This is a genomic window from Gaetbulibacter sp. M240, from assembly GCF_043876815.1.
Classification (GTDB): Bacteria; Bacteroidota; Bacteroidia; order Flavobacteriales; family Flavobacteriaceae; genus Gaetbulibacter_A.
Genome location: NZ_JBAWKA010000001.1, coordinates 760277 through 784067 on the forward strand (window position 1 = coordinate 760277; position 23791 = coordinate 784067).

The 23791-nt window shown below is 36.1% G+C and carries 22 protein-coding genes and 1 tRNA gene; 16 read left to right on the top strand and 7 right to left on the bottom strand.

Annotated features, from left to right (window positions below; translation table 11 throughout):
• The first annotated feature begins 206 nt into the window (after positions 1-206).
• On the top strand, positions 207-1412 hold the full coding sequence (manA, locus tag V8G61_RS03380; RefSeq protein WP_394874020.1) for a mannose-6-phosphate isomerase, class I: 1206 nt from the start codon (positions 207-209) through the stop codon (positions 1410-1412).
• 9 nt (positions 1413-1421) lie between these two features.
• Here manA and V8G61_RS03385 read toward each other — a convergent pair whose 3' ends face one another.
• Positions 1422-1883, bottom strand: a complete 462-nt coding sequence (locus tag V8G61_RS03385; RefSeq protein ID WP_394874021.1) for a hypothetical protein — start codon at positions 1881-1883, stop codon at positions 1422-1424.
• Positions 1884-2043: 160 nt separating this feature from the next.
• Between V8G61_RS03385 and trxB the strand changes: the two genes are divergently transcribed.
• The 9 genes from trxB (at position 2044) to V8G61_RS03430 (ending at position 14244) form a co-directional block, all read left to right on the top strand.
• Positions 2044-3024: a thioredoxin-disulfide reductase gene (gene trxB / locus V8G61_RS03390; protein WP_394874022.1), complete on the top strand. Its 981-nt coding sequence runs from the start codon at positions 2044-2046 to the stop codon at positions 3022-3024.
• A 158-nt stretch (positions 3025-3182) separates the two neighbouring features.
• A complete protein-coding gene (locus V8G61_RS03395) occupies positions 3183-3416 on the top strand; it encodes a GIY-YIG nuclease family protein (protein ID WP_394874023.1) in 234 nt (77 codons plus the stop codon).
• A 2-nt stretch (positions 3417-3418) separates the two neighbouring features.
• Positions 3419-3493 (top strand) — tRNA-Pro (locus tag V8G61_RS03400).
• Between the two features lie 211 nt (positions 3494-3704).
• Entirely contained in the window at positions 3705-5345 is a 1641-nt protein-coding gene (locus V8G61_RS03405; RefSeq protein ID WP_394874024.1) for a DUF6377 domain-containing protein, read from the top strand.
• Between the two features lie 262 nt (positions 5346-5607).
• A complete protein-coding gene (locus V8G61_RS03410) occupies positions 5608-8724 on the top strand; it encodes a SusC/RagA family TonB-linked outer membrane protein (protein ID WP_394874025.1) in 3117 nt (1038 codons plus the stop codon).
• Positions 8725-8740: 16 nt separating this feature from the next.
• Positions 8741-10255: a RagB/SusD family nutrient uptake outer membrane protein gene (locus V8G61_RS03415; protein WP_394874026.1), complete on the top strand. Its 1515-nt coding sequence runs from the start codon at positions 8741-8743 to the stop codon at positions 10253-10255.
• A 20-nt stretch (positions 10256-10275) separates the two neighbouring features.
• Complete coding sequence (locus V8G61_RS03420) at positions 10276-11151, top strand: hypothetical protein (protein WP_394874027.1); 876 nt, start codon at positions 10276-10278, stop codon at positions 11149-11151.
• Between the two features lie 101 nt (positions 11152-11252).
• Positions 11253-12737: a glycoside hydrolase family 30 beta sandwich domain-containing protein gene (locus V8G61_RS03425; protein WP_394874028.1), complete on the top strand. Its 1485-nt coding sequence runs from the start codon at positions 11253-11255 to the stop codon at positions 12735-12737.
• 16 nt (positions 12738-12753) lie between these two features.
• Positions 12754-14244, top strand: coding sequence for a glycoside hydrolase family 30 beta sandwich domain-containing protein (locus tag V8G61_RS03430; RefSeq protein WP_394874029.1), 1491 nt, complete (start codon positions 12754-12756; stop codon positions 14242-14244).
• Between the two features lie 91 nt (positions 14245-14335).
• On the opposite strand, the gene V8G61_RS03435 is transcribed toward V8G61_RS03430, so the two are convergent.
• The 4 genes from V8G61_RS03435 to V8G61_RS03450 all read right to left on the bottom strand — a co-directional run bounded on the left by V8G61_RS03435 (position 14336) and on the right by V8G61_RS03450 (position 17860).
• The gene (locus V8G61_RS03435) at positions 14336-15064 is read right to left on the bottom strand and encodes a head GIN domain-containing protein (RefSeq protein ID WP_394874030.1); all 729 of its coding nucleotides are present in this window, start codon (positions 15062-15064) and stop codon (positions 14336-14338) included.
• Positions 15065-15113: 49 nt separating this feature from the next.
• Positions 15114-16898 (bottom strand): PspC domain-containing protein, encoded by a 1785-nt coding sequence (locus tag V8G61_RS03440; protein ID WP_394874031.1) that lies wholly within the window; start codon positions 16896-16898, stop codon positions 15114-15116.
• Positions 16895-17236 (bottom strand): PadR family transcriptional regulator, encoded by a 342-nt coding sequence (locus V8G61_RS03445; RefSeq protein WP_394874032.1) that lies wholly within the window; start codon positions 17234-17236, stop codon positions 16895-16897. Before V8G61_RS03445 ends, V8G61_RS03440 begins: the two co-directional genes overlap by 4 nt.
• 177 nt (positions 17237-17413) lie before the next feature.
• The gene (locus V8G61_RS03450) at positions 17414-17860 is read right to left on the bottom strand and encodes a DUF4870 domain-containing protein (RefSeq protein WP_394874033.1); all 447 of its coding nucleotides are present in this window, start codon (positions 17858-17860) and stop codon (positions 17414-17416) included.
• A gap of 145 nt (positions 17861-18005) precedes the next feature.
• Here V8G61_RS03450 and V8G61_RS03455 point away from each other — a divergent pair, with 145 nt between their 5' ends.
• The 3 genes from V8G61_RS03455 (at position 18006) to V8G61_RS03465 (ending at position 19662) form a co-directional block, all read left to right on the top strand.
• Entirely contained in the window at positions 18006-18461 is a 456-nt protein-coding gene (locus V8G61_RS03455; RefSeq protein ID WP_394874034.1) for a DUF4442 domain-containing protein, read from the top strand.
• Positions 18462-18541: 80 nt separating this feature from the next.
• Positions 18542-19342, top strand: a complete 801-nt coding sequence (locus V8G61_RS03460) for a TIGR00266 family protein (protein WP_394874035.1) — start codon at positions 18542-18544, stop codon at positions 19340-19342.
• Between the two features lie 122 nt (positions 19343-19464).
• On the top strand, positions 19465-19662 hold the full coding sequence (locus V8G61_RS03465) for a hypothetical protein (protein WP_394874036.1): 198 nt from the start codon (positions 19465-19467) through the stop codon (positions 19660-19662).
• A 28-nt stretch (positions 19663-19690) separates the two neighbouring features.
• On the opposite strand, the gene V8G61_RS03470 is transcribed toward V8G61_RS03465, so the two are convergent.
• On the bottom strand, positions 19691-20641 hold the full coding sequence (locus tag V8G61_RS03470; protein WP_394874037.1) for a hydrogen peroxide-inducible genes activator: 951 nt from the start codon (positions 20639-20641) through the stop codon (positions 19691-19693).
• Between the two features lie 232 nt (positions 20642-20873).
• Between V8G61_RS03470 and V8G61_RS03475 the strand changes: the two genes are divergently transcribed.
• The gene (locus V8G61_RS03475; RefSeq protein WP_394874038.1) at positions 20874-21482 is read left to right on the top strand and encodes a trimeric intracellular cation channel family protein; all 609 of its coding nucleotides are present in this window, start codon (positions 20874-20876) and stop codon (positions 21480-21482) included.
• On the opposite strand, the gene V8G61_RS03480 is transcribed toward V8G61_RS03475, so the two are convergent.
• Entirely contained in the window at positions 21479-22189 is a 711-nt protein-coding gene (locus V8G61_RS03480) for a peptidylprolyl isomerase (RefSeq protein ID WP_394874039.1), read from the bottom strand. The two genes, V8G61_RS03475 and V8G61_RS03480, sit on opposite strands and share 4 nt — an antisense overlap.
• Positions 22190-22194: 5 nt before the next feature.
• Here V8G61_RS03480 and V8G61_RS03485 point away from each other — a divergent pair, with 5 nt between their 5' ends.
• Both V8G61_RS03485 and V8G61_RS03490 read left to right on the top strand, forming a co-directional pair.
• Positions 22195-22833, top strand: coding sequence for an NUDIX hydrolase (locus V8G61_RS03485; protein WP_394874040.1), 639 nt, complete (start codon positions 22195-22197; stop codon positions 22831-22833).
• Positions 22834-22884: 51 nt separating this feature from the next.
• The gene (locus tag V8G61_RS03490) at positions 22885-23682 is read left to right on the top strand and encodes a lysophospholipid acyltransferase family protein (protein WP_394874041.1); all 798 of its coding nucleotides are present in this window, start codon (positions 22885-22887) and stop codon (positions 23680-23682) included.
• Positions 23683-23791: the final 109 nt, after the last annotated feature.

Sequence of the window (23791 nt, forward strand, 5' to 3'; positions counted from 1 at the left end):
CCAATTTCAGAATTTCGAGTTTATGAAACCTTAAATGGTCACGAATCATTACTTTGGATGATTATTTAACCAAAGTTGTTCAAATTTAATTCAGGGTTCATTTAAAATTGAGAAATCCCTGTTTATCCAATAAAAATTCCCATATTTTTGAATTTCAAAATAGATATTCCTATACTGTAAAAAACCGTTTATTAAAGTTTTTAATTATGACCAAGTTATTTCCTTTAAAAGGACAAATACAAAATTATGCCTGGGGTGGATACCAATTTATACCGGAATTATTAGGCAAAGCAGTAACAAATACAAAATGTGCTGAATATTGGCTGGGTGCACATGATAAAGCCCCGTCAAGTATAATAACCTTAAATGGTGAGGTTCCTCTAAATTCATTTTTGAATAATAATTTGGAAACTTCAATAGGTCATAAGGTTTATGAGAAATTCGGTAGATTACCTTATTTGTTTAAGGTTTTGGATGTACATGATATGTTGTCTATTCAGGTTCATCCGACTAAGTCTGAAGCCGAAAAAGGTTTTAAAAAAGAAAATGATTTAGGTATTCCATTAACGGCGTCACACAGAAATTACAAGGACGACAATCATAAGCCGGAAATCATGGTGGCTTTAAGTGAGTTCTGGTTGTTGCATGGTTTTTTACCCGAAACAGAATTGAAGAAAATTTTAAACCAAAATCCAGAGTTCAAAGATCTCATTCCGGTATTTGAAAAAGGTGGTTACTATGGCTTGTATAAAACCGTTATGGAAGAATCTCAGGAGAAAACGAATGCGACTTTAAAGCCATTGGTCGATCGGATCTTACCACTTTACAAAGAAGGAAAATTAGCAAAAGCTTCCCCGGATTATTGGGCCGCGAAAGCTGTGGACGCTTCAGAGGATCCTTCAAATTTGGATAAAGGTATCTATTCTATTTATTTTTTCAACATTGTAAAAGCTGAAAAGGGTGAAGCTATATTCCAGGATGCCGGGATTCCTCATGCATATTTGGAAGGTCAAAATATGGAGCTTATGGCAAATTCTGATAATGTTTTGCGAGGTGGGCTAACCCCAAAACATGTTGATGTACCAGAGTTATTAAAGCATGTTGCTTTTGAAGCCACAAAGCCTAATATCATGAAAGGGGAGTTGCAAAGTGATGGGCTTGAACGTATTTATAAAAGTCCTGCTCCCGATTTTGAGCTCAGTCAAATTAAATTATCGGAAGCTAACACCTATAAGTCAATCTCCAAAACCGCAGAGATATTAATCGTAATAAACGGGTCAGTTGTGTTTACACAGGGTGAATCACAAGTAGATTGTAAAAAGGGGGACACAGTTATTGTATTAGCAAACAGCCCTTATACAATAACGTCATCAGCACCGGAAAGTATTTTATATAAAGCTTCTGCACCTTAAAACCACACTCTATTCAATACGTCTGTAGGTTTCAGCATAAATACGATGGCCGAGGCTGTCTACTTCGATCTGGGTAAAGGTGGTGTCTGTAATTTCAATTTCAAATTGAAAATGGCTGTTGTCCTTAATACGGTTATTCATGGCTTTAGAACCGTAATCCAAGACTTCGGTTAGAATGCCATCTTCAAAAGTATAATCGCCAACACCGAACCAATCCAGAGAGTCTCCGGTGCGTAAACGACTCCACATAATTTTACTTTGGGAGTACATTTTCATTTGTTTATAATCATTTGAAGAATTAATGGTGTCTGCAACACCATCAGCATCGTAATTCAGGAAACTCACTAGCTCCCAGGCACCCTCCAAGGCGGGTTCATCCTTCATTTGGCTTTCGTCTTCAGTGTTTTTGTCCATATCCTTACAGCTCATAAATAAAGCCAAAAGAACAAAGAGTACGTAATAATTTTTCATAATGTTCGGTTTAATTGGTATACTTAAATTTACAAAAAATTATAATATAAACTTTGGGAATATAGATTTTCGGTATACGGGCATAGTAAAGTGTTAATAACTTAAGTGTAAGTTTTCTGCTAAAAATTCTACTTTTGTCCTATCAAATGGAAATAAGATTATGGCAACAGATATTGAAAAAGTAAAATGCTTGATAATAGGATCGGGACCAGCCGGATATACGGCTGCAATATATGCAGCGAGAGCTAATATGAAACCGGTTTTATATCAGGGAACTCAGCCCGGCGGGCAACTAACAACAACCAATGAAGTTGAAAATTTCCCTGGTTATCCTGATGGGATCACAGGGCCTGAAATGATGATTGAACTTCAGAAGCAGGCAGAACGTTTTGAAGCTGATGTGCGGCACGGATGGATTACAAAAGTTGATTTTTCTGGTGATGTTCATAAAGTGTGGGTAAACGACGAAAAAGAAATTCACTGCGATACTGTTATAATTTCAACAGGTGCTTCGGCGAAGTACTTAGGCTTAGAATCTGAGCAAAAATATTTAAAACTAGGTGGAGGAGTTTCAGCTTGTGCCGTTTGCGACGGATTTTTCTATAGAAATCAAGAAGTTGTGATTGTTGGTGCGGGTGATTCAGCCTGCGAAGAAGCGCATTATTTATCAAATCTTTGTAAAAAAGTGACCATGTTAGTGCGTCGTGATGAATTCAGAGCGTCGAAAATTATGGCCAATCGGGTTAAAAATACACCAAATATTGAAATTCTTTTTAATACTGAAACGGAAGAAGTGTTAGGTGATGGCCAGGTAGTAACTGGGGTGAAAGTTTTTAATAATCAAACGAATGAGAAGCATGAAATTCCTGCAACCGGATTTTTTGTAGCTATAGGCCATAAACCAAATACAGATATTTTTAAAGATTATTTGAACCTAGATGAAACAGGCTACATTATTAATGTTCCCGGAACTGCTAAAACCAATGTCGAAGGAGTGTTTGTTTCAGGTGATGCAGCAGACCATGTTTACAGACAGGCCATTACGGCTGCTGGAACAGGCTGTATGGCAGCACTAGATGCAGAGCGTTATCTGGCTTCGAAGGATGCTTCATTTGAAGTCTCTACGTCCACATATAACTAAAATAGCTTCGACATATACCAAAGATCAATCAACGTGGTTTTTGGTTTGTAGTTTATGTCAAAAATTGTTTTCTTTGAACACATTTTAAAATCGGGATGTGGCGCAGTCCGGTTAGCGTATTACGCTAAGGCGTAATGGTCGCCTCAAAACTGGATAAAATGTATAAAGTTTATATACTTTACAGCAAAAAAATAGAAAGGTATTACGTAGGTTATACTAATAATTTAGATAAACGTTTGGTTACGCATAATGCTTCAGGGAAAAAATACACGACTAAAGGAATTCCTTGGGAATTGGTGAGAAGTTTTAACTGCAGTTCCAAAAGTGCTGCAATAGAATTAGAACAAAAAATTAAAAAGCGGGGTATAAAAAGATACCTTGAAGGTTTATAAATCGGGATGTGGCGCAGTCCGGTTAGCGTACACGGCTGGGGGCCGTGTGGTCGCAGGTTCAAATCCTGTCATCCCGACGAAATAAAAAAAACTGACTCGCATAGAAAGTGTGCTTTCTTTAGGGAGTCGGTTTTTTTATTTGCAATAAGCGATAATTAGGATTTCAGAATATTACGATGGTTCTTTTTCTTCTTCAACGTCATTTTCTCTTATTTTTGTTGTCATTTTGTTTCTGTAAAAAAATAAGATATTCATGAAAATTTCCTATAAACTATTACATTTGTTTTCATGAAAAGATTTTTAATAGTTTTATTTCTTTTTACTAATATAATCCACTCGCAAAACTTAGATTCTTTGTTGGTTGTGTTGGAAGAAACTATGGCAAAGCGAGATCGCTATGATCAGGCTAAAGAAACTAGAATAAGTAATATTAAAAAGTTACTTTCAGCTGAGGACATGACTGCCCAAAATAGATTTTTCCTAATTAATAAATTAATAACAGAGTATGAATATTATAGTTTTAATGAGTCTCTGCAGTTAATTAATCAAAATATTGAATTAGCCAATAAAATTCGAAATGACACCATGCTCGTTGAATCGAATTTAAGGCTGTCCAGAATTTTAGCCACGTCAGGCAGGTATATTGAAAGTATTGATGTTTTAAATGGAATTGATAGAGCTTCCATTCCTACTAGATTATTTAAGGAGTATTTTTTTAATTACAAGAAGTGTTATTCCGAACTGAGGCGAATTTCAAAAGTAGAAGATATTCGCAAGAAATATGAGAATTTGTACTTGGCTTTTGGTGATTCTCTAAATATCGAGATCTCGAAGTTAAAAAAGAACTCGATTGAATATTTAATAGCTATTGAACAGCATTATAGGGATATTCATGAACCGGAAAAAGCTTTAAAGGTAAATGAAAAAATCTTGTCCTCCGTTAACATGGGTACGCGTGATTATTCTTTAGCTGCCTTCAATCGTTCGTATATGATACGGGATGTATATAAGGATAAAGCCGGTCAAAAAAAGTATTTGATTTTATCCGCGATATCCGATATACAAGGGTCAGTGAAAGATAATGCTTCCTTAACAATTCTTGCTGAAAACCTTTTTGAGGAAGGACAAGTTGAAAGGGCGCATAGGTATATCAATTTTTCATTAGAGGATGCAAGATTTTATAACTCTCAATTAAGATTTTTAAACATTTCTAATATCTCACCCAAAATATCCAATGCATTTGAGGCGAGAATCCAAGAGCAAAGTAATAAACTAGAAAGACAGTTACTATTTATTAGTTTATTGACTGTTATTTTACTGCTAGCTTTATTTTTTATTGATAGGCAGTATAAAAAAATCACCAAGGCTAGAAAAGAATTAAAGACGGCAAACTCTAAATTAAAGGGCTTGAACAAAAATTTGACAGAGGTAAATCAAGATCTCAAGCGATTGTATGACACACTAGCTAAAGTTGATACGGTTAAGGAGCAATATATAGGAACCTTTCTAAATTTGTATTCTGAATACATTGATAAATTGGATGGGTATAGGAAAATGGTGAAGAAATATATTATAACCAATAAAACTAAAGATTTACTTGAACTAACAAACTCAAAACAAGTAATAGAAGCGGAGTTAAACCTCTTTTATACAAACTTCGACAATTCTTTTCTTCATATATACCCAAATTTTGTAACGGATGTTAATGCTTTACTAAAGCCTGGTGAGCAAATAGTTGTGGGCAAGGGAGAGTTATTAAACACAGAACTTAGAATTTTGGCATTAATCCGATTGGGAATCACAAACAGTTCTGTAATTTCTAAAATATTGCGTTATTCTGTAAATACCATCTACAACTATCGGGTAAAAATCAGGAATTCAGCTCTTGACAGAGAACAATTCGAGGAATTGGTTAAGAAAATTACTTAAGCACTCTTATTAAATTCAAAACCCTTGTTATTTTCAAGGTGTTTCACTACTCTTTATTTGTAAAATATCTACTTATTTAAAAAACTAATAAATATTCAAATATCTGTAATTCAGTGATTTGATATTTTATTTACTTCGATATATCTACTAATTAACTACTTTATGTTGTCCTCGGGGCTCTTCTAGGTTTCCTTTGTTGCAATACATTTAATTTATTCTACCTCTGCGCTGAATAAATTGAACCTAACTAAATTAACTAAACATGAAAAAAGACTATTTGAACTTTAAATTGTTCATTATTTTATTTATTTCAATCTCTTGGACTTCATTTGCACAAGATTTTTCAATAAATGGAATAGTACAAGATCAATCGGGTATACCAATCCCAGGTGTTAATGTACTTGAAAAAGGTACCAGTAATGGAACTGTTACAGATTTTGATGGAAGCTTTACAATGAAAAATCTTAATGTGGGCTCCATTCTCTCGTTTAGCTACGTTGGCTATGTTACTAAAGAAGTTGCGATAAGCGATGATTCAAGTATAACCGTAACTTTAAATGAAGATTTAGCAAAGCTTGATGAAGTTGTAGTTGTAGGTTATGGTACCCAGAAAAAGAGCGTGGTAACAGGGGCCATTTCGGGTGTTAAAGAAAGCGAACTTGAAGACTTGCCAATAACTCGTGTGGAACAAACCTTGCAGGGAAGAGTATCAGGTATTACAATTGCAGCTAATTCAGGACAACCTGGGGCTTCTTCTACGGTAAGAGTTAGAGGTATTACCACACTAGGTAGTAATGAACCTTTATGGGTTGTTGATGGTGTTGTTGTAGATGCCGGAGGGATTGGTTTTTTAAATCAATCGGATATCGCTTCTGTAGAAGTTTTAAAAGATGCAGCTTCACAAGCTATTTATGGAGCCAGAGCGGCAACAGGGGTTATACTTATCACGACTAAAAAAGGAAAGTCTGGTAAATTAAGTGTAAACTATAATGGGTATACTGGAGTGTCTTCAACGGCCAGAACATTAGATTTATTAAATGCTACGCAGTATGCAACATTACTTAATGAGAAATCTGTAAATGGTGGAGGTAGTCCTTTATTTTCTAACCCTGAATCTTTTGGGGCTGGTACGGATTGGCAATCTACTATTTTTAACAATAATGCCAGAAGAACGTTACATGAATTGAGTGTAAGTGGTGGTAATGATGTGTCTAAATTTTACGCGTCATTTGGATATAACGATCAGGAAGGTATCGTTTTGAGTGATATTTCGAACTATACAAGAAAGAATATCCGTTTAAATTCTACACATAACATTTCGGAAAAGCTTCGTTTTGGTCAAACTGTTGGTTACTCAAATGAGAAAATCGTTGGTATAGGAAATACCAATAGTGAATTTGGCGGACCTCTGTCCTCGGCTATAAACTTAGATCCACTAACACCTGTTGTAGAAACAGATCCCACAAGAGCAAATCAAGCTCCCTACACCAACAATGGGGCATTGAGAGATGCGAACGGTAACCCTTATGGTATTTCTAGTTTAGTCGCTCAAGAAATGTCGAATCCATTAGCTTATCAACAAACGCGTTTAGGTGATTATGGATGGGCGGATAATTTTGTAGGTAATGCCTATGTTGAATTAGAACCTATTGAAGGACTGAAATTTAGAAGTACATTTGGCGCCAAGTTAGCCTATTGGGGGAACGAAAGCTTTACTCCTGTTTCTTATTTAAATGCGGCTACAAATGTCACTCAAAATAATATTTCAAGAAGTACAAATAAGGGATTTGGTTGGAATGTGGAAAATATCGTTTCATATTCCAAAGAAATTAAAAGTCATAATTTTAATCTGCTTCTTGGTCAGGGTGTTTATGTTGATAATATATCTTCTGGTGAAACCGTAAGTTATTTTGGAATTCCGGTAGATAATTATAGAAATGCCTCTTTCAATTTCAGCGTACCTTCAGACCAGATCGTGGCGTCGGCCTATACGGGTATCGAACATAAAGTAACCTCGTTGTTTTCCAGATTAACCTACGATTATGATGAAAAATATTTATTGACCGCCATTATCAGGAGAGATGGATCTTCACGATTTGGAAGCAATAATAAATATGGTTTTTTCCCATCGTTCTCAGCAGGTTGGGTGCCTTCAAAGGAAAGTTTTTGGAAAGATAATGATGTTTTAAATCAATTAAAGATTAGAGGTGGTTATGGTATCACAGGTAATGATAATATTGGAGATTTTCAATATTTATCCACTATTGGAGACGGAAGAAACTATACTATAGGAACCTCAGGTTCAGTAACTATAGGTAATAGCCCCAATGCACCTTCAAACCCAGATTTGAAATGGGAAGAAACGAGTCAGCTAAACGTTGGTTTTGATGCGCGATTATTTAACCATTTTTCGGTTGTATTCGATTGGTACAAAAAAGAAACTACTGGCATTTTACAACCCATTACGTTACCTGGTTATGTTGGTGCCATAGATAGCCCGACAGGTAACGTTGCCGACATGAAAAACACCGGTATCGATTTAGAAATTGGATATAATAAGAAATTTAATGAAGTCAATGTGTCGTTAAATGGTAATGTGTCTTATTTAGAGAACGAAGTTACTTTTTTAGGTAATGGTGTAAACTTTTTATCTGGAGGTCAAGGTTTTCAATCAAGTACCTTTCCGATAACAAGAACCCAGGTAGGGCAACCCGTAAATTCATTTTTCGGTTTCAAAACCAATGGTGTTTTTCAAAATCAGGAAGAGATAGATAATTATGTAAATGCTGAAGGGGCAGTTATTCAGCCAAATGCTCAACCTGGTGATTTCAAATGGCAAGATATAGATGGTGATGGTGATATAGATTCAGATGATAGAGATTTTCTTGGAAGTTCAATACCAAAATTAACCTTCGGTTTTACGCTTAATGTTGATTATAAAAACTTTGACTTCCTCGTATTTATGCAAGGAGCTAGCGGTAATAAAATCTTTCAAGGCTTACGAAGACTTGATATAGAGAACGCAAACTATCAAACGGCTGCACTTGGAAGATGGGTAGGAGAAGGTACTTCAAACAGCTATCCTAGATTAACCACTAGTGACACCAACAATAACTTTTCGAACCCCTCAGATTTTTATTTGGAGGATGGAGATTATTTAAGATTAAAAACTTTTCAGGTTGGTTATTCACTGCCTTCACAGGTTTTAGGAAAAATTGGAGTTGATAAATTGAGAATTTATTATACAGCAGAAAACCTGCTCACTTTCACAAAATATAGCGGTTTTGATCCTGAAGTTGGTGGTGGTGTATTAGGTATTGATCGAGGGTTTTATCCTCAGGCAATAACTAATCAAATTGGAATTAATTTACAGTTTTAACAAAAAATAAGAAGATATGAAAATTACAAGAATTAAGAATTTAAGTAGTATGTTAATTCTCATACTGGTATTTACGACATCATGTAGTAAAGAATTTTTAGAGGTAGAGCCAAAAGGAACTGCTTTAGAAGACAACTATTATAAAAATGAAGCTGAAGCCTTTGCTGGATTGGTCGCAGTTTATGATGTAATTGGAAAGCAATCTAAAGGCTTCGAGAATATGATTTCTTTGCTAAATTCAGGTTCAGATGATCATTTTACTGGCGGAGGTAGCTCGTCTGATGGTTCACAATTGCAGGTGTTTTCAAATTACACCATCAGTGAATCAACGATGCCAAGTAGTTACTGGAACGATTTTTATCAAGGCATTTTTAGAGCGAATACCCTGCTTACTAAATTACCTGATGTAGATATGGATGAGGCTACTAAAAAAAGGTTTGCGGCTGAAACGAAAACTTTAAGGGCTATTTATTATTTTGAGTTAGTAAGATTATTTGGAAATATTCCGCTCATTACAGCACCCTTAAAGGCAGATGAAATTTATAGCGTAACACAAGCAGATCCCAATGATGTTTATGCTCAAATTGAAACGGATTTGTTGGAAGCTATTCCAGATTTGCCAATGACACTGGATTTAACAAGTGAAGCAGGTCGATTAAGTAGAGGTGCCGGTAAGGCTCTACTTGGTAAAGTTTACTTATATCAGAACAAAAACTCAGAAGCTGCAGCTCAATTTGCTGAAGTAAACGGGACGCCGGGGTCAACCAGTCCTTTTGGATATAAACTGTTAGATAATTTTGCAGACTTATGGGTCGTAAGTAACACTTACAATAGCGAATCTATAATTGAAGTAGCTCATACGGATCAAAGTAATGCCGATTGGTGGTTTTGGGGTTCAGGTGCTGATGAAGGAAATACTTTAAATATCATGTGCGGGCCAAGAGGCTATGTAAGAACTAGTGGGTCTACTGCTCCAGACTATAAATCCGGATGGGGTTTTAACATTATCACTGAAAGTTTACACGACGCCATGCTAGGCGACCCAAGATATGATGCTACCATTGAAGATTTACAGGCCTTTGTTGATTCAGGTGAAGTAGAGCTTGAAAAAAGCTATCAGTATACAGGATATTATCTTAAAAAGTTTATGCCTTTAAACTCAGATGCATCAACAGGTGGCGGCGCGGTTGAGTTGAATTTTAAACAGCACACATACATGATGCGTTTGGCAGACACCTATTTAATGGAAGCAGAAGCTTTGGGAGGAAGTGGAACGAGAGCACAAGCATTATTAGATGCAGTACGATCGAGATCAGGATTACCATCTGTTCCGGTATCATTAGAAGCCATTTGGCAGGAACGTCGTTTAGAATTGGCCGGTGAAGGTCACAGATGGTACGATTTGGTTAGAACTGGTAGAGCAGCAACAGCTTTGGCAAGTAAAGGTTTTACACCTGGTAAAAATGAAATTTTACCAATCCCGTTATCTGAATTAGAAAATACCATGCTTGTTCAGAATCCTAATTATTAATTGTTAAAAAATAAATTATTATGAAATCAATTATAAATTTTAAAAATATTGACAAGGTTTTGTTTGTGTTGTCGGTGATAGCAGTCATTTCTTGTCAACCCGATAACTTAGGTGTTGGTAATGGGCTTGTTGAAACAAGAGCTTTGGATGCCAATTTCACAATTACTCAAGTTACAGATGAAAACAATAACACCTTTTTATTTACTGCAGACAATAATTATCTAACGTCGCATTGGGATGTGGCCGACGGTGCAGGATTTAATTTAGGAAAAAACACGAAACAAGTTTTTATTCCGGATGCGGGAACTTATACCATTCAGCACAAGGTGACAGGTGTTGGCGGAGAGTCAGACATAGTTACTAAAACTTTGGAGGTAGAAACTTCCGATCCTATAGCAGGTAATATCATTAGAGGGGGGAAATTTGAGAGCAATGCGGATATTGCTGAATGGACTGTCTTAAATATTAGTGAATCAGGAACAGAATGGACTTTTGCAGAGGGGAAGGCAACCGTGCAAGGAGGAGGTTGGAATCAAAAAGGAATTTATCAAACTGTAGATGTTATAGAAGGATTAACCTATAAAGTCGATATGTTGGTGAGTTCTACCTCTGGTGTTCAGAATACATGGTTTGAAGTTTTTGCTTCAACAACGGTACCTGTGGATGGGTCGGATTATTCTGCAGGAGGCGCCATAGCTAAGTTTAGTACATGGGGTGGCTGTGGTACAGAACCATTTAGTTGGTTTTTAACGGTTGGAGGATGCGATTTTCAAGGTGAGCAAGGAAAGTTCGTCGCGCAAGCCACTGAAACCATTTACTTAGTCATTAAGTGTGGCGGTGAAAATTTGAAAGACGGTGTTTCAATTGATAATGTTGAAATGAGAGTTGTACAATAATATTTAGTATATAACACATATTTTATTGAGTTTGTTTTAGTTTTTTAAGCCCATACTCTTGAAGTGGGGAGTATGGGTTTATCTATTACAAGATGACTGATATGACGAATTATAAGGCTTCCGTAATCCAAAAGAATGTATTTCTAATGACTAAATTTATTATTTTATTTTCTGCACTCATATTTATGGGAAATTGTTCTCCAAAAAGTACAACTTCCAATGAAATAGATCCTGAAAATTCAATTCCACAAATAAACTATAGTAAGGTAGATCTCTATGTAACCAAGGCTGATAAATCTGAGCTATTTCGGTTGCAACCAACTAAAGTTCCAAGTTACAGAGAGAATACGAACTTCTCTATTACCATCAACCCAGAAACAGAATATCAGGAAATAGATGGTTTTGGCTATACATTAACCGGGGGCAGCGCGTTACACATTAATAAGATGACGTCCTCTAACAGAAGTAGTTTGTTAGATGAGCTTTTTAGGGCGGATAATGAAAATATTGGCGTTAGTTATTTAAGAATAAGCATTGGTGCTTCAGATTTAGATGAAGCTCCTTTCTCATATAATGATTTACCTCCCGGAGAAACGGATGAAGAAATGACCAAATTTTCAATTGAAAAAGACCGGGATAATTTAATTCCTGTTTTGAAGGAAATTTTAACCATAAATCCAAATATCAAAATATTAGGTTCACCATGGTCTCCGCCGACATGGATGAAGACAAATCAAAACTTTAAAGGGGGGAGTTTAAAACCAGAATATTATAATGCCTATGCCAATTACTTTGTTAAATATATTCAGGCGATGGCTTCTGAAGGAATTATTATAGATGCAATTACCGTTCAAAATGAGCCTTTACATCCAGGGAATAACCCAAGCTTATTGATGGAAGCTTCAGATCAAGCCGTATTTGTTAAAAATCATTTAGGACCTGCATTTGAGAAAGCTGGAATAAGCACTAAAATAATTATCTACGATCATAATGCGGATCGAATAGATTATCCAATGTCAATCTTGGATGATCCTGAAGCCAATAAATATATCGATGGCTCTGCCTTTCATTTATATGGAGGAAATATCAGTGCATTAAGTAATATTTATCAGAAACATCCTGATAAGAATCTGTATTTTACAGAACAATGGGTAGGGGTAAATTCAGAATTTGAAGATAATTTAAAATGGCATACTCGAGAACTTATTATAGGTGCAACTAGAAACTGGTGTAAAACTGTTTTAGAATGGAACTTGGCTTCAAATTCTAACTTAGAGCCACATACGGAGGGCGGTTGTACGGAATGTTTGGGAGCTTTAACTATAGATGGGGATAGGGTAAATAGAAACGTAGCATACTACATTATTGCACATGCATCCAAATTTGTAAGACCCGGGTCTATTAGAGTAAGTTCAAATAATTCAGTAGATTTACCCAATGTAGCCTTTAAAACACCTTCAGGACAAATTGTAGTTGTTGTTCTAAACAATACTTCAATCGATAGGTCTTTTAATATTCATGCTCCAGATGAATCCATTACCACCTCGCTTAAAGCCGGTTCTGTAGGAACCTACGTTTGGAATTAATTTAAAAAGCTTAAAAATGATAAAAAAGCAGTTCGTATTATTGGCTCTATCCATAGTTATTATTTCTTGCGCAAAGACCAGAAAAGGAGAATTGCAGATTATTAAGGACCACCTAAAATTGGAAAGTAAGCAAAATGTATTTTTAAACCAGAAACTAAAAGTCTACACAACGGCAGAGGGTTCAGACCTTAAACTTACTGAAAGTGGGTCGTACACTTTTAAAAGTGCTGAACAGGTATTAGAAACAGAATTAGCTGTTTTTGTTAATCCTGATAAGACATTTCAAGAGTTTTTGGGAATTGGGGGAGCTATAACGGATGCTTCAGCAGAAGTATTTGCTAAGCTTAGTAAAGATAAACAAGAAACATTGTTGAATGCTTATTTCAGTGAAGATGGAAACAACTATAATATTATCAGAACCAGTATTCATAGTTGTGATTTTAGCCCATATAGTTTTACTTATATTGAAGAAGGCGATAAGGAGTTAAAAAGCTTTTCTATAAATCATGATAAAGAATTCAGGATTCCGATGATTAAAAGAGCTATGGGTTTAATTGGCAACAACGACTTGGTTTTTTATGCAAGTCCCTGGAGTCCGCCAGCATTTATGAAGAGCAATAACAATATGCTTCAGGGGGGCAAATTATTACCAGAATATTACCAAACTTGGGCAGATTATTATGTGAAATTTATTCAAGCTTATGAAAAAGAAAATATTCCTGTTTGGGGCGTGACTATTCAAAATGAACCTATGGCAAAACAACGATGGGAATCTTGTATATATACAGCAGATGAAGAACGAGACTTTCTTAAAAACTATTTAGGTCCAACTTTTGAAAAAGCCGGATTTAGTGATAAAAACATTGTAGTTTGGGATCATAACAGAGACCTGATTTCACATCGTGCAAATACCATATTTGAAGATCCCGAAGCTGCTAAATATGCTTGGGGTATTGGCTTTCATTGGTATGAAACATGGACAGGTGGAGAGCCTAAGTATGATAACCTGGGAAATATAAATGATTCGTTTCCGACAAAAAATATTCTTTTTACCGAAGGGTGTCAGGAAAAATTTGATAGCGAACATTATTTTCGTTGGTCTAATGCAGAACGCTATGGCAGTTCTATGATTAATGATTTTAATAATGGAACTGTAGGCTGGACAGACTGGAATATTCTATTAGATGAAACAGGAGGTCCCAATCACGTTAGTAACCTATGTTTTGCTCCAGTTCACGCAGATACCAGAACTAACACCCTGATATTTACGCCATCGTTTTACTACATTGGCCATTTTTCAAGGTTTATACAAAAAGGAGCCTTTAGGGTTAGCACCACTACGAGTAGAAGTAACATAGAGAGTACCACATTCAGAAATAATAACGGCCAAATGGTTACAGTTGTCATGAATAAGACAGACGAAGCTATTAAATATAAACTTATTGTAAGAGATAGTGAAGTCTCGCTTGAAATACCAGGTCATGCCATTCAAACAATGGTTTATTAACTAGTCAAAAATAAATTTAAAACAAAAAACCCATTCTGAAATTTCAGAATGGGTTTTATTTTGGTTGGTTCTTAGGTTGTTGTTTGGTGCATTAACGTTTGCTGATGTTTCCGGAAACACCATCACTTTTTTCAACCGTTTCAGGGTTTCCATAATACGTAATGTTTCCACCACTGGAAGCTTTAGCTACCAATGATTCTTGTGTGTTCACCGAAACATTGGCACCACTTGATGCATTAACACTTGATTTTTGTGCTGTAAGATCCTGTGCCTTAATTTGGCTGCCACTACTGGCATCGGCAATAAGGCGTTGTGTTTCTCCAGTTAATTTCACAGAACTACCGCTGGAAGAGCCACAATCAAGGACATCAGTTGCAACTTCTAATTTCAAACTACTACCACTAGAACCGCGAACATCCAAATGTTTTGCAACGATGGTATTGGTGCTTTTTACACGGCTTCCGCTGCTTCCTGAAATACTGGAAACTTCCTTAAAGTGAACCATTACTTTTTTAGCTTTACTTCGGCCAATATTCTTTTTAGTGTGTAATTTCAAAACATCGTTATCTACTTCAACAAGGATCAGCTCTTGTAAATTCTCATCGGCCTCAACTGTAATTTGAGTATCGTTCCCCTGTGTTAAATAAACATCTAAACCTTCAGAAGCTCTAATACTTGAAAAAGGCTCATTAACTTCACGCTCCTCTACCGTTACGTTTCCGTTTCCTTTAACGCCGCTGTTAAAATGAACGTCAAAATTGCAGGAAAACATAATGAAACTGAGGATTGTAGTGATTGTAATTCTTGCTAGTGTTGTCATGATTAATTGATTTTTTGATTAATGATTGTTTGGTTTATTTGATTAATTTTTAATTGTCATCGGATTGAATATCGACACCTTTAGCATCAATTTTTACTTTCGTATTCTCACCCTCAGCTTTTACACCAGATTTATCAATACGCAGCGTGCCCTCGTCCGTTCTGAATTCAACCCCTTCATCGTCAATATCAATATTTGGTGATTTTATATTGATGCGTATTTCAGTATCCTCCTCTTCAGGACAATCATCACATTCAATAGCATCTTCTAAAATACGTAAATAGTGATTCGTGTCATTTCTTGAAACCAGATTACCATCGTAGCGCTTATAATACAAATACGAACTGGTATTATTATTGAACTTTACTACCAACTGCTCGGGTAAATACAAGATCAGATCTACTTCCTGATCACTGAATTTATTTCCGGTAGCTGTAGTTAAATAATTATTCAGTAATAAGGTATTACCCTGTAATTCGAAATTATAATTTATGGCTTTGGCGCGGTCTATAGCGGTTTCGTAATTACGACCATCCGCACTTTTTTCAATAGCAATCGAAGCTAATGAGTCGGTGGTCGATTTTACTCTAATATCAACATCTCTAGAATACATGAGTTTATTTCCGGCGTCATCATGAATTACTTTAAAGCCATTGAAACTTCTATTAAATTCGGATTTAAAATTCTCATAATTCACCATTTTAATATTCAAGGTGTCGTTAGCTTTAACCGGTAATTCTGTCCGTTCTACATAAGTTTCATTAAAGGCATGCTCGCTAGCTTCGCGAATACCAATAACTACCAGACTGATCACGGAAATTAACCAAACACCCAGAAGTGTGAATTTAGCAATGTTTCCTATAGATTTTAAATTGGTTATCAGTATTTTCAATCCCAGATAAAAAAGGAAGAAAAACGGAATTCCTACAGCGAAAAGTACCAAAACTGAAGCTAACCAAATAGGGGTGTTTCCTGCATTGGCAATACGTACCAGATCCATTCCCGGGATATGAACAATATCTACAATACCTACTGAAAAAGTACCTATTATAAGGCCAATAAGTGTCGAGGCCCCGATCAAAATGAGTAGTACCCCAATAAATTTTGCGAATATTTTAAAGAAAAACAGGATCACGTCGCCAACCGCGTCAAAAAAAGTCTGCGACGACGATTTTATTTTGCTGCTCTTTCCTTTAATATCTACATTTTTGGCCGCATCTTTTACATTTTTGGCCGCACCACTTACAGCCTCTGATACATTATCAAAGCCGTCCTTGATTTTTTTTTCAATATTACTAATGTTAACAGGCTCGCCCGTCATCATGATCTTCTCAGCCGTGGTTTTAGCCTCAGGAACCAGTACCCATAATAATATATAGAGTAAAATACCTGTACCTCCGCCAATAACCAATAAAATCCAGGCTAGTCGAATCCATATAGCATCAATACCAAAATAGTGAGCTAAACCGGACGAAACACCACCAATATAGGAGTTGTCAGTATCGCGATACAATTTTCTGGAAACCGTACTTTTTGGTGCGCTTTTAGGCTCATCTTCAAAAATTTCCTCATCTACAAGATAATCCTCGGGCTGACCCATAATGGCGATCACCTCGTCTACCTCTTTTAGGCCAATAACCTGTTTTTCATTTTTAATGCGTTCACTAAAAAGCTCTGCGATACGCGCTTCAATATCCGAAACTATTTCATTTCGTCCTTGAGAGTCTGTAAATGAACGTTTTATAGCCTCAAGATAGCGCTGTAATTTTAAGTATGCATCTTCATCGATATGAAAAAATATACCTGCTAAATTTATGTTGACTGTCTTATTCATTTTTTCTGTGTTTTTTGGCTTGTTACTAAAGTCACGGCATGTTGTAATTCATTCCAGGTCGTGTCTAATTCTTTTAAAAATAATTTTCCCGTTTCGGTTAAACCGTAGTATTTTCGCGGTGGTCCGGAGGTCGATTCCTCCCAGCGATAATTTAATAATCCCGCGTTTTTAAGTCGCGTTAGTAATGGGTAAATCGTACCCTCTACCACCAACAACTTGGCGTCTTTCAGCGTGTCCAGGATCTCTGCTACATAAGCGTCGTTATCTTTTAATACCGACAAGATGCAGAATTCCAGTACGCCTTTACGCATTTGTGCTTTGGTGTTTTCTATCTTCATGTTCTAAAGCATTTTAATGTTGTGAAACTGTTCATTTTTTGATTGATTGATTGATGATGATTAGTATATTTTTTTGGGCGTTCCCCTGTGGGTCGGGCTTTCGCTAGTCGCGCTTTTCAAGGCGCTCCAACAGGCCGCTCAATCCCTAACGCAGGGCTTGCTCCAATTTAAATTCATTTATTTTAAAAAATCTATAGTTAATGGATAATGATATAATTGACCATCACGAGCCTTTAAACTAGCGATCACAATAAATACCAATTCCAAAATAAATCCAACAATGGCTACGGCTCCCAACACACCACCGATATAGAGTAATGGAGAAGGTTTACCGATATTAATATGGAAATCACTAAAACTATTAAAATCAATAAAGTCAATACCATTAAAAATTTTAAATACAAAAAATGGAATACTCAAGGTTCCTAAAATAATGGCATACAACAAAATGCTTATTTGAAAATTAATAGCCTGTTTCCCGTGGGCATCTACAAATTCCGATTTATCCTTATTAGTTACCCATAATACGATGGGACCAATAAAATTTCCAAACGGAATAATAAACCTACTAAAGGTTGATAAATGTATAAACGTTGCGATGTTTTTTTGATGATTGTCGATCATGATTTTAAAAGTATATAATAATATCCTATGCAAATATATATCTAAAAGATAGTAGTATGTTACGCATAGTACTAAAATTAACATAATTTTAACATTTTATAGAAGTTCATATTTCACTATCTTAGGGAAAAATAAAAAGACAAATATGAAGCTCACGCCCAGGAAATTAAATACATTCAACATTATTAAACTACCCTCTGCATACCTGTGTGGCGTGCGATGTCGTTACATCGACGACGAAAAATGTATCGCCACTGTAACCCATCGTTGGATCAATCAGAACCCATTCAATTCCATGTTTTGGGCGGTGCAGGGTATGGCAGCCGAGTTTACAACCGGGGCTTTAGTTATTGGTAAAATTCAGGAAACCGGAAAGAAGATTTCCATGTTAGTAACCACCAATAAGGCGACGTTTACTAAAAAAGCTACGGGAAAAATCACCTTTACCTGCAACGATGGGCAGGTCATAAAGGACGCTTTGCAAAAAACTATAGAGACCGGTGAAGGCCAAAGCATCTGGATGACTTCCATAGGTATCAATGAAGATGGGGTACAGGTATCTTCATTCAGTTTTGAATGGAGTGTGAAATTAAAAACTTAAATAATAAGTACTATATATTGGTGTAACAAAATCCGAATTCATTCAACCAATAAAGCGTAAACCAAAAAAATTTAAAAATTATGTTAGCACACGAAATAGATTATAATATTCACGGGGAAGAAATGCAATATGTGGAAATTGAACTTGATCCTCAGGAAGCCGTTATTGCCGAAGCCGGTAGTTTTATGATGATGGATAATGGCGTTCAAATGGAAACTATTTTTGGCGATGGCTCCACAAAAAACGATGGATTCCTTGGTAAAATCCTTGGTGCCGGAAAACGTATTCTTACAGGTGAGAGTTTATTTATGACGGCGTTTTATAATGCTCAAATGGGAAAGAAAAAGGTATCCTTTGCCTCGCCTTACCCTGGAAAGATCATTCCAATCGATTTAACTCGGTTTGGCGGAAAATTTATTTGCCAGAAGGATGCCTTCCTTTGCGCGGCTAAAGGGGTGAGTATTGGTATTGAATTCTCTAAGCGGTTGGGCCGTGGCTTATTTGGCGGTGAAGGATTCATTATGCAGAAACTAGAAGGCGATGGCATGGCGTTCGTTCATGCCGGAGGAACGATGGCTAAGAAAGAGTTGAAGCCGGGCGAAATCCTCAAAGTCGATACGGGTTGTATCGTAGGATTTGATCATACGGTAGATTATGATATAGAATTTGTGGGCGGCATAAAAAATACCATTTTTGGTGGTGAAGGTTTATTTTTCGCTAAACTACAGGGTCCCGGCACAGTGTATATTCAATCCCTGCCATTTAGCCGACTTGCAGACCGTATTATAGCATCTGCACCCCGCACCGGAGGAAAGGATCGGGGAGAAGGAAGCATTCTTGGTGGACTCGGAGATCTGATCGATGGGGATAATCGATTTTAAGTGTTAAATTTTTAAATAAAAGTGCCTAAATTTTCAAAAATTTAGTATTTTAGATACGTAATAAATATTTGAAAGCGTATTAAACAAATTTACTTTTCAGTACAAACTAAACAAGATTTAATATGGCGAGAGCAATGTTAGAGTACACCAAAACCATACTTAAAAAAGTAAGTTTTGATGCTAATTTGTTTTGCAGAGAAGTTCAAAAGGCATTACAACGATTGTTGCCTTACGAAATTGAAGAACTCAAGGTTTTTATACAAACCATGTGTTTGCAAAACCCCGAACTAAATCAATGTCTAATTTATTTAAAACCATAAAAAAAGAGAGCGGCTATTTGCCGCTCTTTTAATTTTGGATTTTATTTTTAATCGGACTAATTATCTTCACGTTTTGGAAGGTAATGGCGCCTCGTATAATTCCAGAAATAACATCCTGGAGGGCTTCAATAATTTGCATTTTTAATTCACTTTTGTGGTAAATAATGCTGACTTCCCGTGCCGGTGAAGGTTCATTAAAAAAGCGTAAATGTTCCTTTTCTTTCTCACCCAGATCCAACGTATGTAAATAGGGTAAAAGTGTCATCCCTAAACCTTCGTTCGATAATTTTACAAGGGTTTCTATACTCCCACTCTCTAATTGAAAGGCATCATCCAAATGATTTTTAAAAGCTTTACATAAATTAATCACCCCATCTCGAAAGCAATGCCCATCCTCGAGTAAAAGCATATCATTAATATCCAGATCAGAAGGTTCTATGGTCTTCTTATTTTGTAATCTATGATTTTTTGGAATGTAACCTACAAAAGGTTCAAAATATAAAACGCGCTCTTTTATCCTGTCGTCGTCTAAAGGCGTTGAAGCTATGGCAGCATCTAAATGTCCTTCTTTAATACGGGTTATTATTTCCTCCGTGTTTAATTCTTCTATTTTGAGTTTTACTTTTGGATGTCGTTTTATAAAAGTTTTTAAAAACATAGGTAATAAGGTAGGCATTATGGTAGGGATAATACCTAATTTGAACTCACCACCAATAAAACCTTTTTGCTGATCGACAATATCCTGAATACGATAGGATTCGTTTACAATGTTCCGAGCTTGTTTTACAATTTTCTTTCCAACCTCAGTAAGTTCAATAGGTTTTTTACTTCGGTCAAAAATCTGAACATCAAGTTGCTCTTCTAACTTTTGAATCTGCATACTCAAAGTGGGTTGCGTTACGAAACATTTTTCAGCGGCCTTGGTAAAATTTTGATTTTCGGCAACGGCCAAAACATAATATAACTGAGTTATAGTCATCTCTATCAATTTAGATTATAAAAATATAAAAACTATCAATTAAACTTATCTAAAAGAGAAGATTTTACGAAATATATTTGTAACATTCATACATGAATTCTCATAGTTTTGGTTATAACTATTTGAAAAAAGTTAAGTTGGTTAATAGCGAAGAGCACCGGTCTCCCTGGTGCTCTTCATGGCTTTAAAAGCCTTGTTTTTTCAAATCGAATAAAAAAACGACCTTAGCGCCATGTTTTACACGATAGACATTTTAGGAACCATGGCCTTTGCCATTTCAGGTGTTTTGATCGCCATGGAGAAGCGGATGGATTTATTCGGAATCTTGATTATCGCATTTGTTACTGCCGTAGGTGGCGGAACTCTAAGAGATCTGCTTATAGGAGATACACCTGTAAGTTGGATGCGCGATATTACATTTACCTATGTGATTATGGGATCTGCTTTTTTAGCTATCCTGATTAAAAATTATATTAATTACCTTCGAACCTCATTATTTTTATTTGATACTATTGGTATCGGTTTATATACAGTTGTAGGTATCGAAAAAGGTATTCATGCAGACTTACATCCCATTCTCTGTATCGCATTAGGAACCATAACAGCTAGTTTTGGAGGGGTTCTCCGTGATATTTTGTGTAACGAAATTCCTGTTATTTTCAGAAAGGAAATTTATGCGACAGCCTGTATTTTGGGTGGCGTTACCTATTTCTTATTAATCTTGGCCGGTGTTGAAAATGATTATATTTTTATGTTCGCCGGACTAGTAGTCATCCTAGTGCGTCTTTTAGCAGTTAAGTTCAAGATCACTCTTCCGAGTATTTATTCAAAAGGAAATTAGTTTAGAATTTTCGCCTTTTTTATATATACGTTCGTCAAGGGCCAATCCGCTTCATCAGTCTCTACGGCAGCAATTTTATCAACCACATCCATGCCATTAATAACTTTGCCAAAAACAGTATAATCTCCATCTAAAAAGTGGGCGCCTCCTTTTTGGCTCACAATAAAAAATTCGTATGGAGAGGCCAGTTTATGTGGATTGTCTATTTCACTACTGGGCATCGATATTGCACCGCGGTCATGTTTAAAACCATATTTAACATCCTTTGGAAGAAGATATTTTCCAATTTTGTCACGCTTCCTAACGGTTTCCTTATCATCGCTATTACCCCCTTGAATTATAAAGTTATCAATCACGCGGTAAAACTGTGTCCCATCAAAATACTGTTCCTTGGTTAAAAAAATAAAATTGGAGCGGTGATAACGGGTTTCATCAAAAAGTAAAATATCAATATTCCCAAAACGCGTTTCAATGCGAACCTTGTTTTCTTTATGTAATTGATCGTAATCCTTAAAAAAGGCCAGAGCACTTAAGTTGTCAAAACTTTGCAGTGTATCATTGATCCAATCGGATTTATCAATTTCTTTTTTCTTTGGTTTCTTTTCGGTTTGTTCTATGTTAGTTTCTTTTATTTTTTTCTGTTTAGATTCTTTATCTTCACAATTTAAAAATAGAAAAGAAAGCCATAGAAGGCATATAATGCGCATTGTCAATGAATTTTGATGAATTTTTAAAATCGGTTTCAAAAATAAAAAATATACCGCTTACAGCCGAAGCATCTCATATTAAAATGATGCCGCCCTTCAGGCAGCAACTTTTAGAGCGGACCAAATATAAAATTAAGGAAGCTAAAAAGGCTGGTGTTCTAGCCTTATTTTACCCAAATACGAACGCCGAAACAACCTTTGTTTTAATTTTGCGAAAATCTTATCCCGGCACCCATTCGGCACAAATTGCCTTTCCTGGAGGAAAATTAGAACCTAATGAAACTGAAGCGCAAGCCGCCTTACGAGAAACAGAAGAGGAAGTAGGCGTGCCGGTAAAGAACATTCAACTTATAAAATCTTTATCGGAGGTTTATATTCCTCCAAGTAATTTTTACGTGCATCCATTTTGGGGTTTTACCGAGTGCAAGCCACAATTCATAAAACAAGAATCTGAGGTTGAAGATATCATTGAAGTGCGTTTAAATGATTTTTTGAATGATAAATACTTTACAACCAGGAAGGTACAGACCTCCTATGATTTAGCCGTTGAAACCCCCGCTTTTCTTTTAAATGGCCACGTGGTTTGGGGCGCCACAGCTATGATCCTTAGCGAGATAAAAGACCATTTAAAAAACCTTCGCTAATTATAAGATTTCATACCTTTGTAAACTAACCAATTTTTTGACGTTTGACTTATGGGATTGTTTAAAAAAAATCCATTTGGACACATATTACTTATAAAGAAATGGCTCATTCGAATTCTGGGCGTCATGACGCATCGCCGTTTTAGAGGTTTCAACGAGTTGCAGATCGAAGGATCCGAGATCATTAAAGACCTTCCCGACAAGAACGTTTTGTTCATCTCAAACCATCAAACCTATTTTGCTGATGTCGTGGCTATGTTCCATGTCTTTAATGCCAGTTTAAGTGGTCGTGTCGATTCTATAAAAAATGTGGGTTATCTGTGGAACCCCAAACTCAATATTTATTATGTTGCGGCTAAAGAAACCATGCGTTCGGGTCTGTTACCTAAGATTTTGGCATATGTAGGTTCGGTGAGTATCGAACGTACGTGGCGTGCCGAAGGAAAGTCAGTAAATCGTCAGGTGCGTATGAGTGACATTTCCAATATAGGGAAAGCCCTCGACGACGGATGGGTAATTACCTTTCCACAAGGTACTACAACTCCTTTCAAGCCCATTCGTAAAGGAACTGCGCACATTATAAAGCGCTATAAACCGGTGGTCGTACCTATCGTTATTGATGGCTTCCGGCGCTCATTTGATAAAAAGGGACTTCGTGTAAAGAAGAAAAACATCCTTCAAACCATGGAAATTAAAGCACCTCTGGAAATTGATTACGATAAGGAAACCACTGAAGATATCTTAAAAAAGATCGAGTTTGCTATCGAGCAACACCCTTCATTCTTAAAAGTGCTCTCGCAAAAAGCCCTTGAAGAGCAGGAGGCGTTGAACAAACTTCGCGAGTGGTAAAAAGTATATACTTTTGTTAAATTCAGAGTGTTAGGCTTTTAGCATATATTAGCTTAAAATTAGTAGAAAAAAGACCTTCATTCAAGAATAATTCACTACTTTTTCAGGT

Bases quoted from the DNA above. Each gene is read 5' to 3' on its own strand.
- manA (WP_394874020.1), top strand. From the start codon at position 207: ATGACCAAGTTATTTCCTTTAAAAGGACAAATACAAAATTATGCCTGG.
- V8G61_RS03385 (WP_394874021.1), bottom strand. From the start codon at position 1,883: ATGAAAAATTATTACGTACTCTTTGTTCTTTTGGCTTTATTTATGAGC.
- trxB (WP_394874022.1), top strand. From the start codon at position 2,044: ATGGCAACAGATATTGAAAAAGTAAAATGCTTGATAATAGGATCGGGA.
- V8G61_RS03395 (WP_394874023.1), top strand. From the start codon at position 3,183: ATGTATAAAGTTTATATACTTTACAGCAAAAAAATAGAAAGGTATTAC.
- V8G61_RS03405 (WP_394874024.1), top strand. From the start codon at position 3,705: ATGAAAAGATTTTTAATAGTTTTATTTCTTTTTACTAATATAATCCAC.
- V8G61_RS03410 (WP_394874025.1), top strand. From the start codon at position 5,608: ATGAAAAAAGACTATTTGAACTTTAAATTGTTCATTATTTTATTTATT.
- V8G61_RS03415 (WP_394874026.1), top strand. From the start codon at position 8,741: ATGAAAATTACAAGAATTAAGAATTTAAGTAGTATGTTAATTCTCATA.
- V8G61_RS03420 (WP_394874027.1), top strand. From the start codon at position 10,276: ATGAAATCAATTATAAATTTTAAAAATATTGACAAGGTTTTGTTTGTG.
- V8G61_RS03425 (WP_394874028.1), top strand. From the start codon at position 11,253: ATGACGAATTATAAGGCTTCCGTAATCCAAAAGAATGTATTTCTAATG.
- V8G61_RS03430 (WP_394874029.1), top strand. From the start codon at position 12,754: ATGATAAAAAAGCAGTTCGTATTATTGGCTCTATCCATAGTTATTATT.
- V8G61_RS03435 (WP_394874030.1), bottom strand. From the start codon at position 15,064: ATGACAACACTAGCAAGAATTACAATCACTACAATCCTCAGTTTCATT.
- V8G61_RS03440 (WP_394874031.1), bottom strand. From the start codon at position 16,898: ATGAATAAGACAGTCAACATAAATTTAGCAGGTATATTTTTTCATATC.
- V8G61_RS03445 (WP_394874032.1), bottom strand. From the start codon at position 17,236: ATGAAGATAGAAAACACCAAAGCACAAATGCGTAAAGGCGTACTGGAA.
- V8G61_RS03450 (WP_394874033.1), bottom strand. From the start codon at position 17,860: ATGATCGACAATCATCAAAAAAACATCGCAACGTTTATACATTTATCA.
- V8G61_RS03455 (WP_394874034.1), top strand. From the start codon at position 18,006: ATGAAGCTCACGCCCAGGAAATTAAATACATTCAACATTATTAAACTA.
- V8G61_RS03460 (WP_394874035.1), top strand. From the start codon at position 18,542: ATGTTAGCACACGAAATAGATTATAATATTCACGGGGAAGAAATGCAA.
- V8G61_RS03465 (WP_394874036.1), top strand. From the start codon at position 19,465: ATGGCGAGAGCAATGTTAGAGTACACCAAAACCATACTTAAAAAAGTA.
- V8G61_RS03470 (WP_394874037.1), bottom strand. From the start codon at position 20,641: ATGACTATAACTCAGTTATATTATGTTTTGGCCGTTGCCGAAAATCAA.
- V8G61_RS03475 (WP_394874038.1), top strand. From the start codon at position 20,874: ATGTTTTACACGATAGACATTTTAGGAACCATGGCCTTTGCCATTTCA.
- V8G61_RS03480 (WP_394874039.1), bottom strand. From the start codon at position 22,189: ATGCGCATTATATGCCTTCTATGGCTTTCTTTTCTATTTTTAAATTGT.
- V8G61_RS03485 (WP_394874040.1), top strand. From the start codon at position 22,195: ATGAATTTTGATGAATTTTTAAAATCGGTTTCAAAAATAAAAAATATA.
- V8G61_RS03490 (WP_394874041.1), top strand. From the start codon at position 22,885: ATGGGATTGTTTAAAAAAAATCCATTTGGACACATATTACTTATAAAG.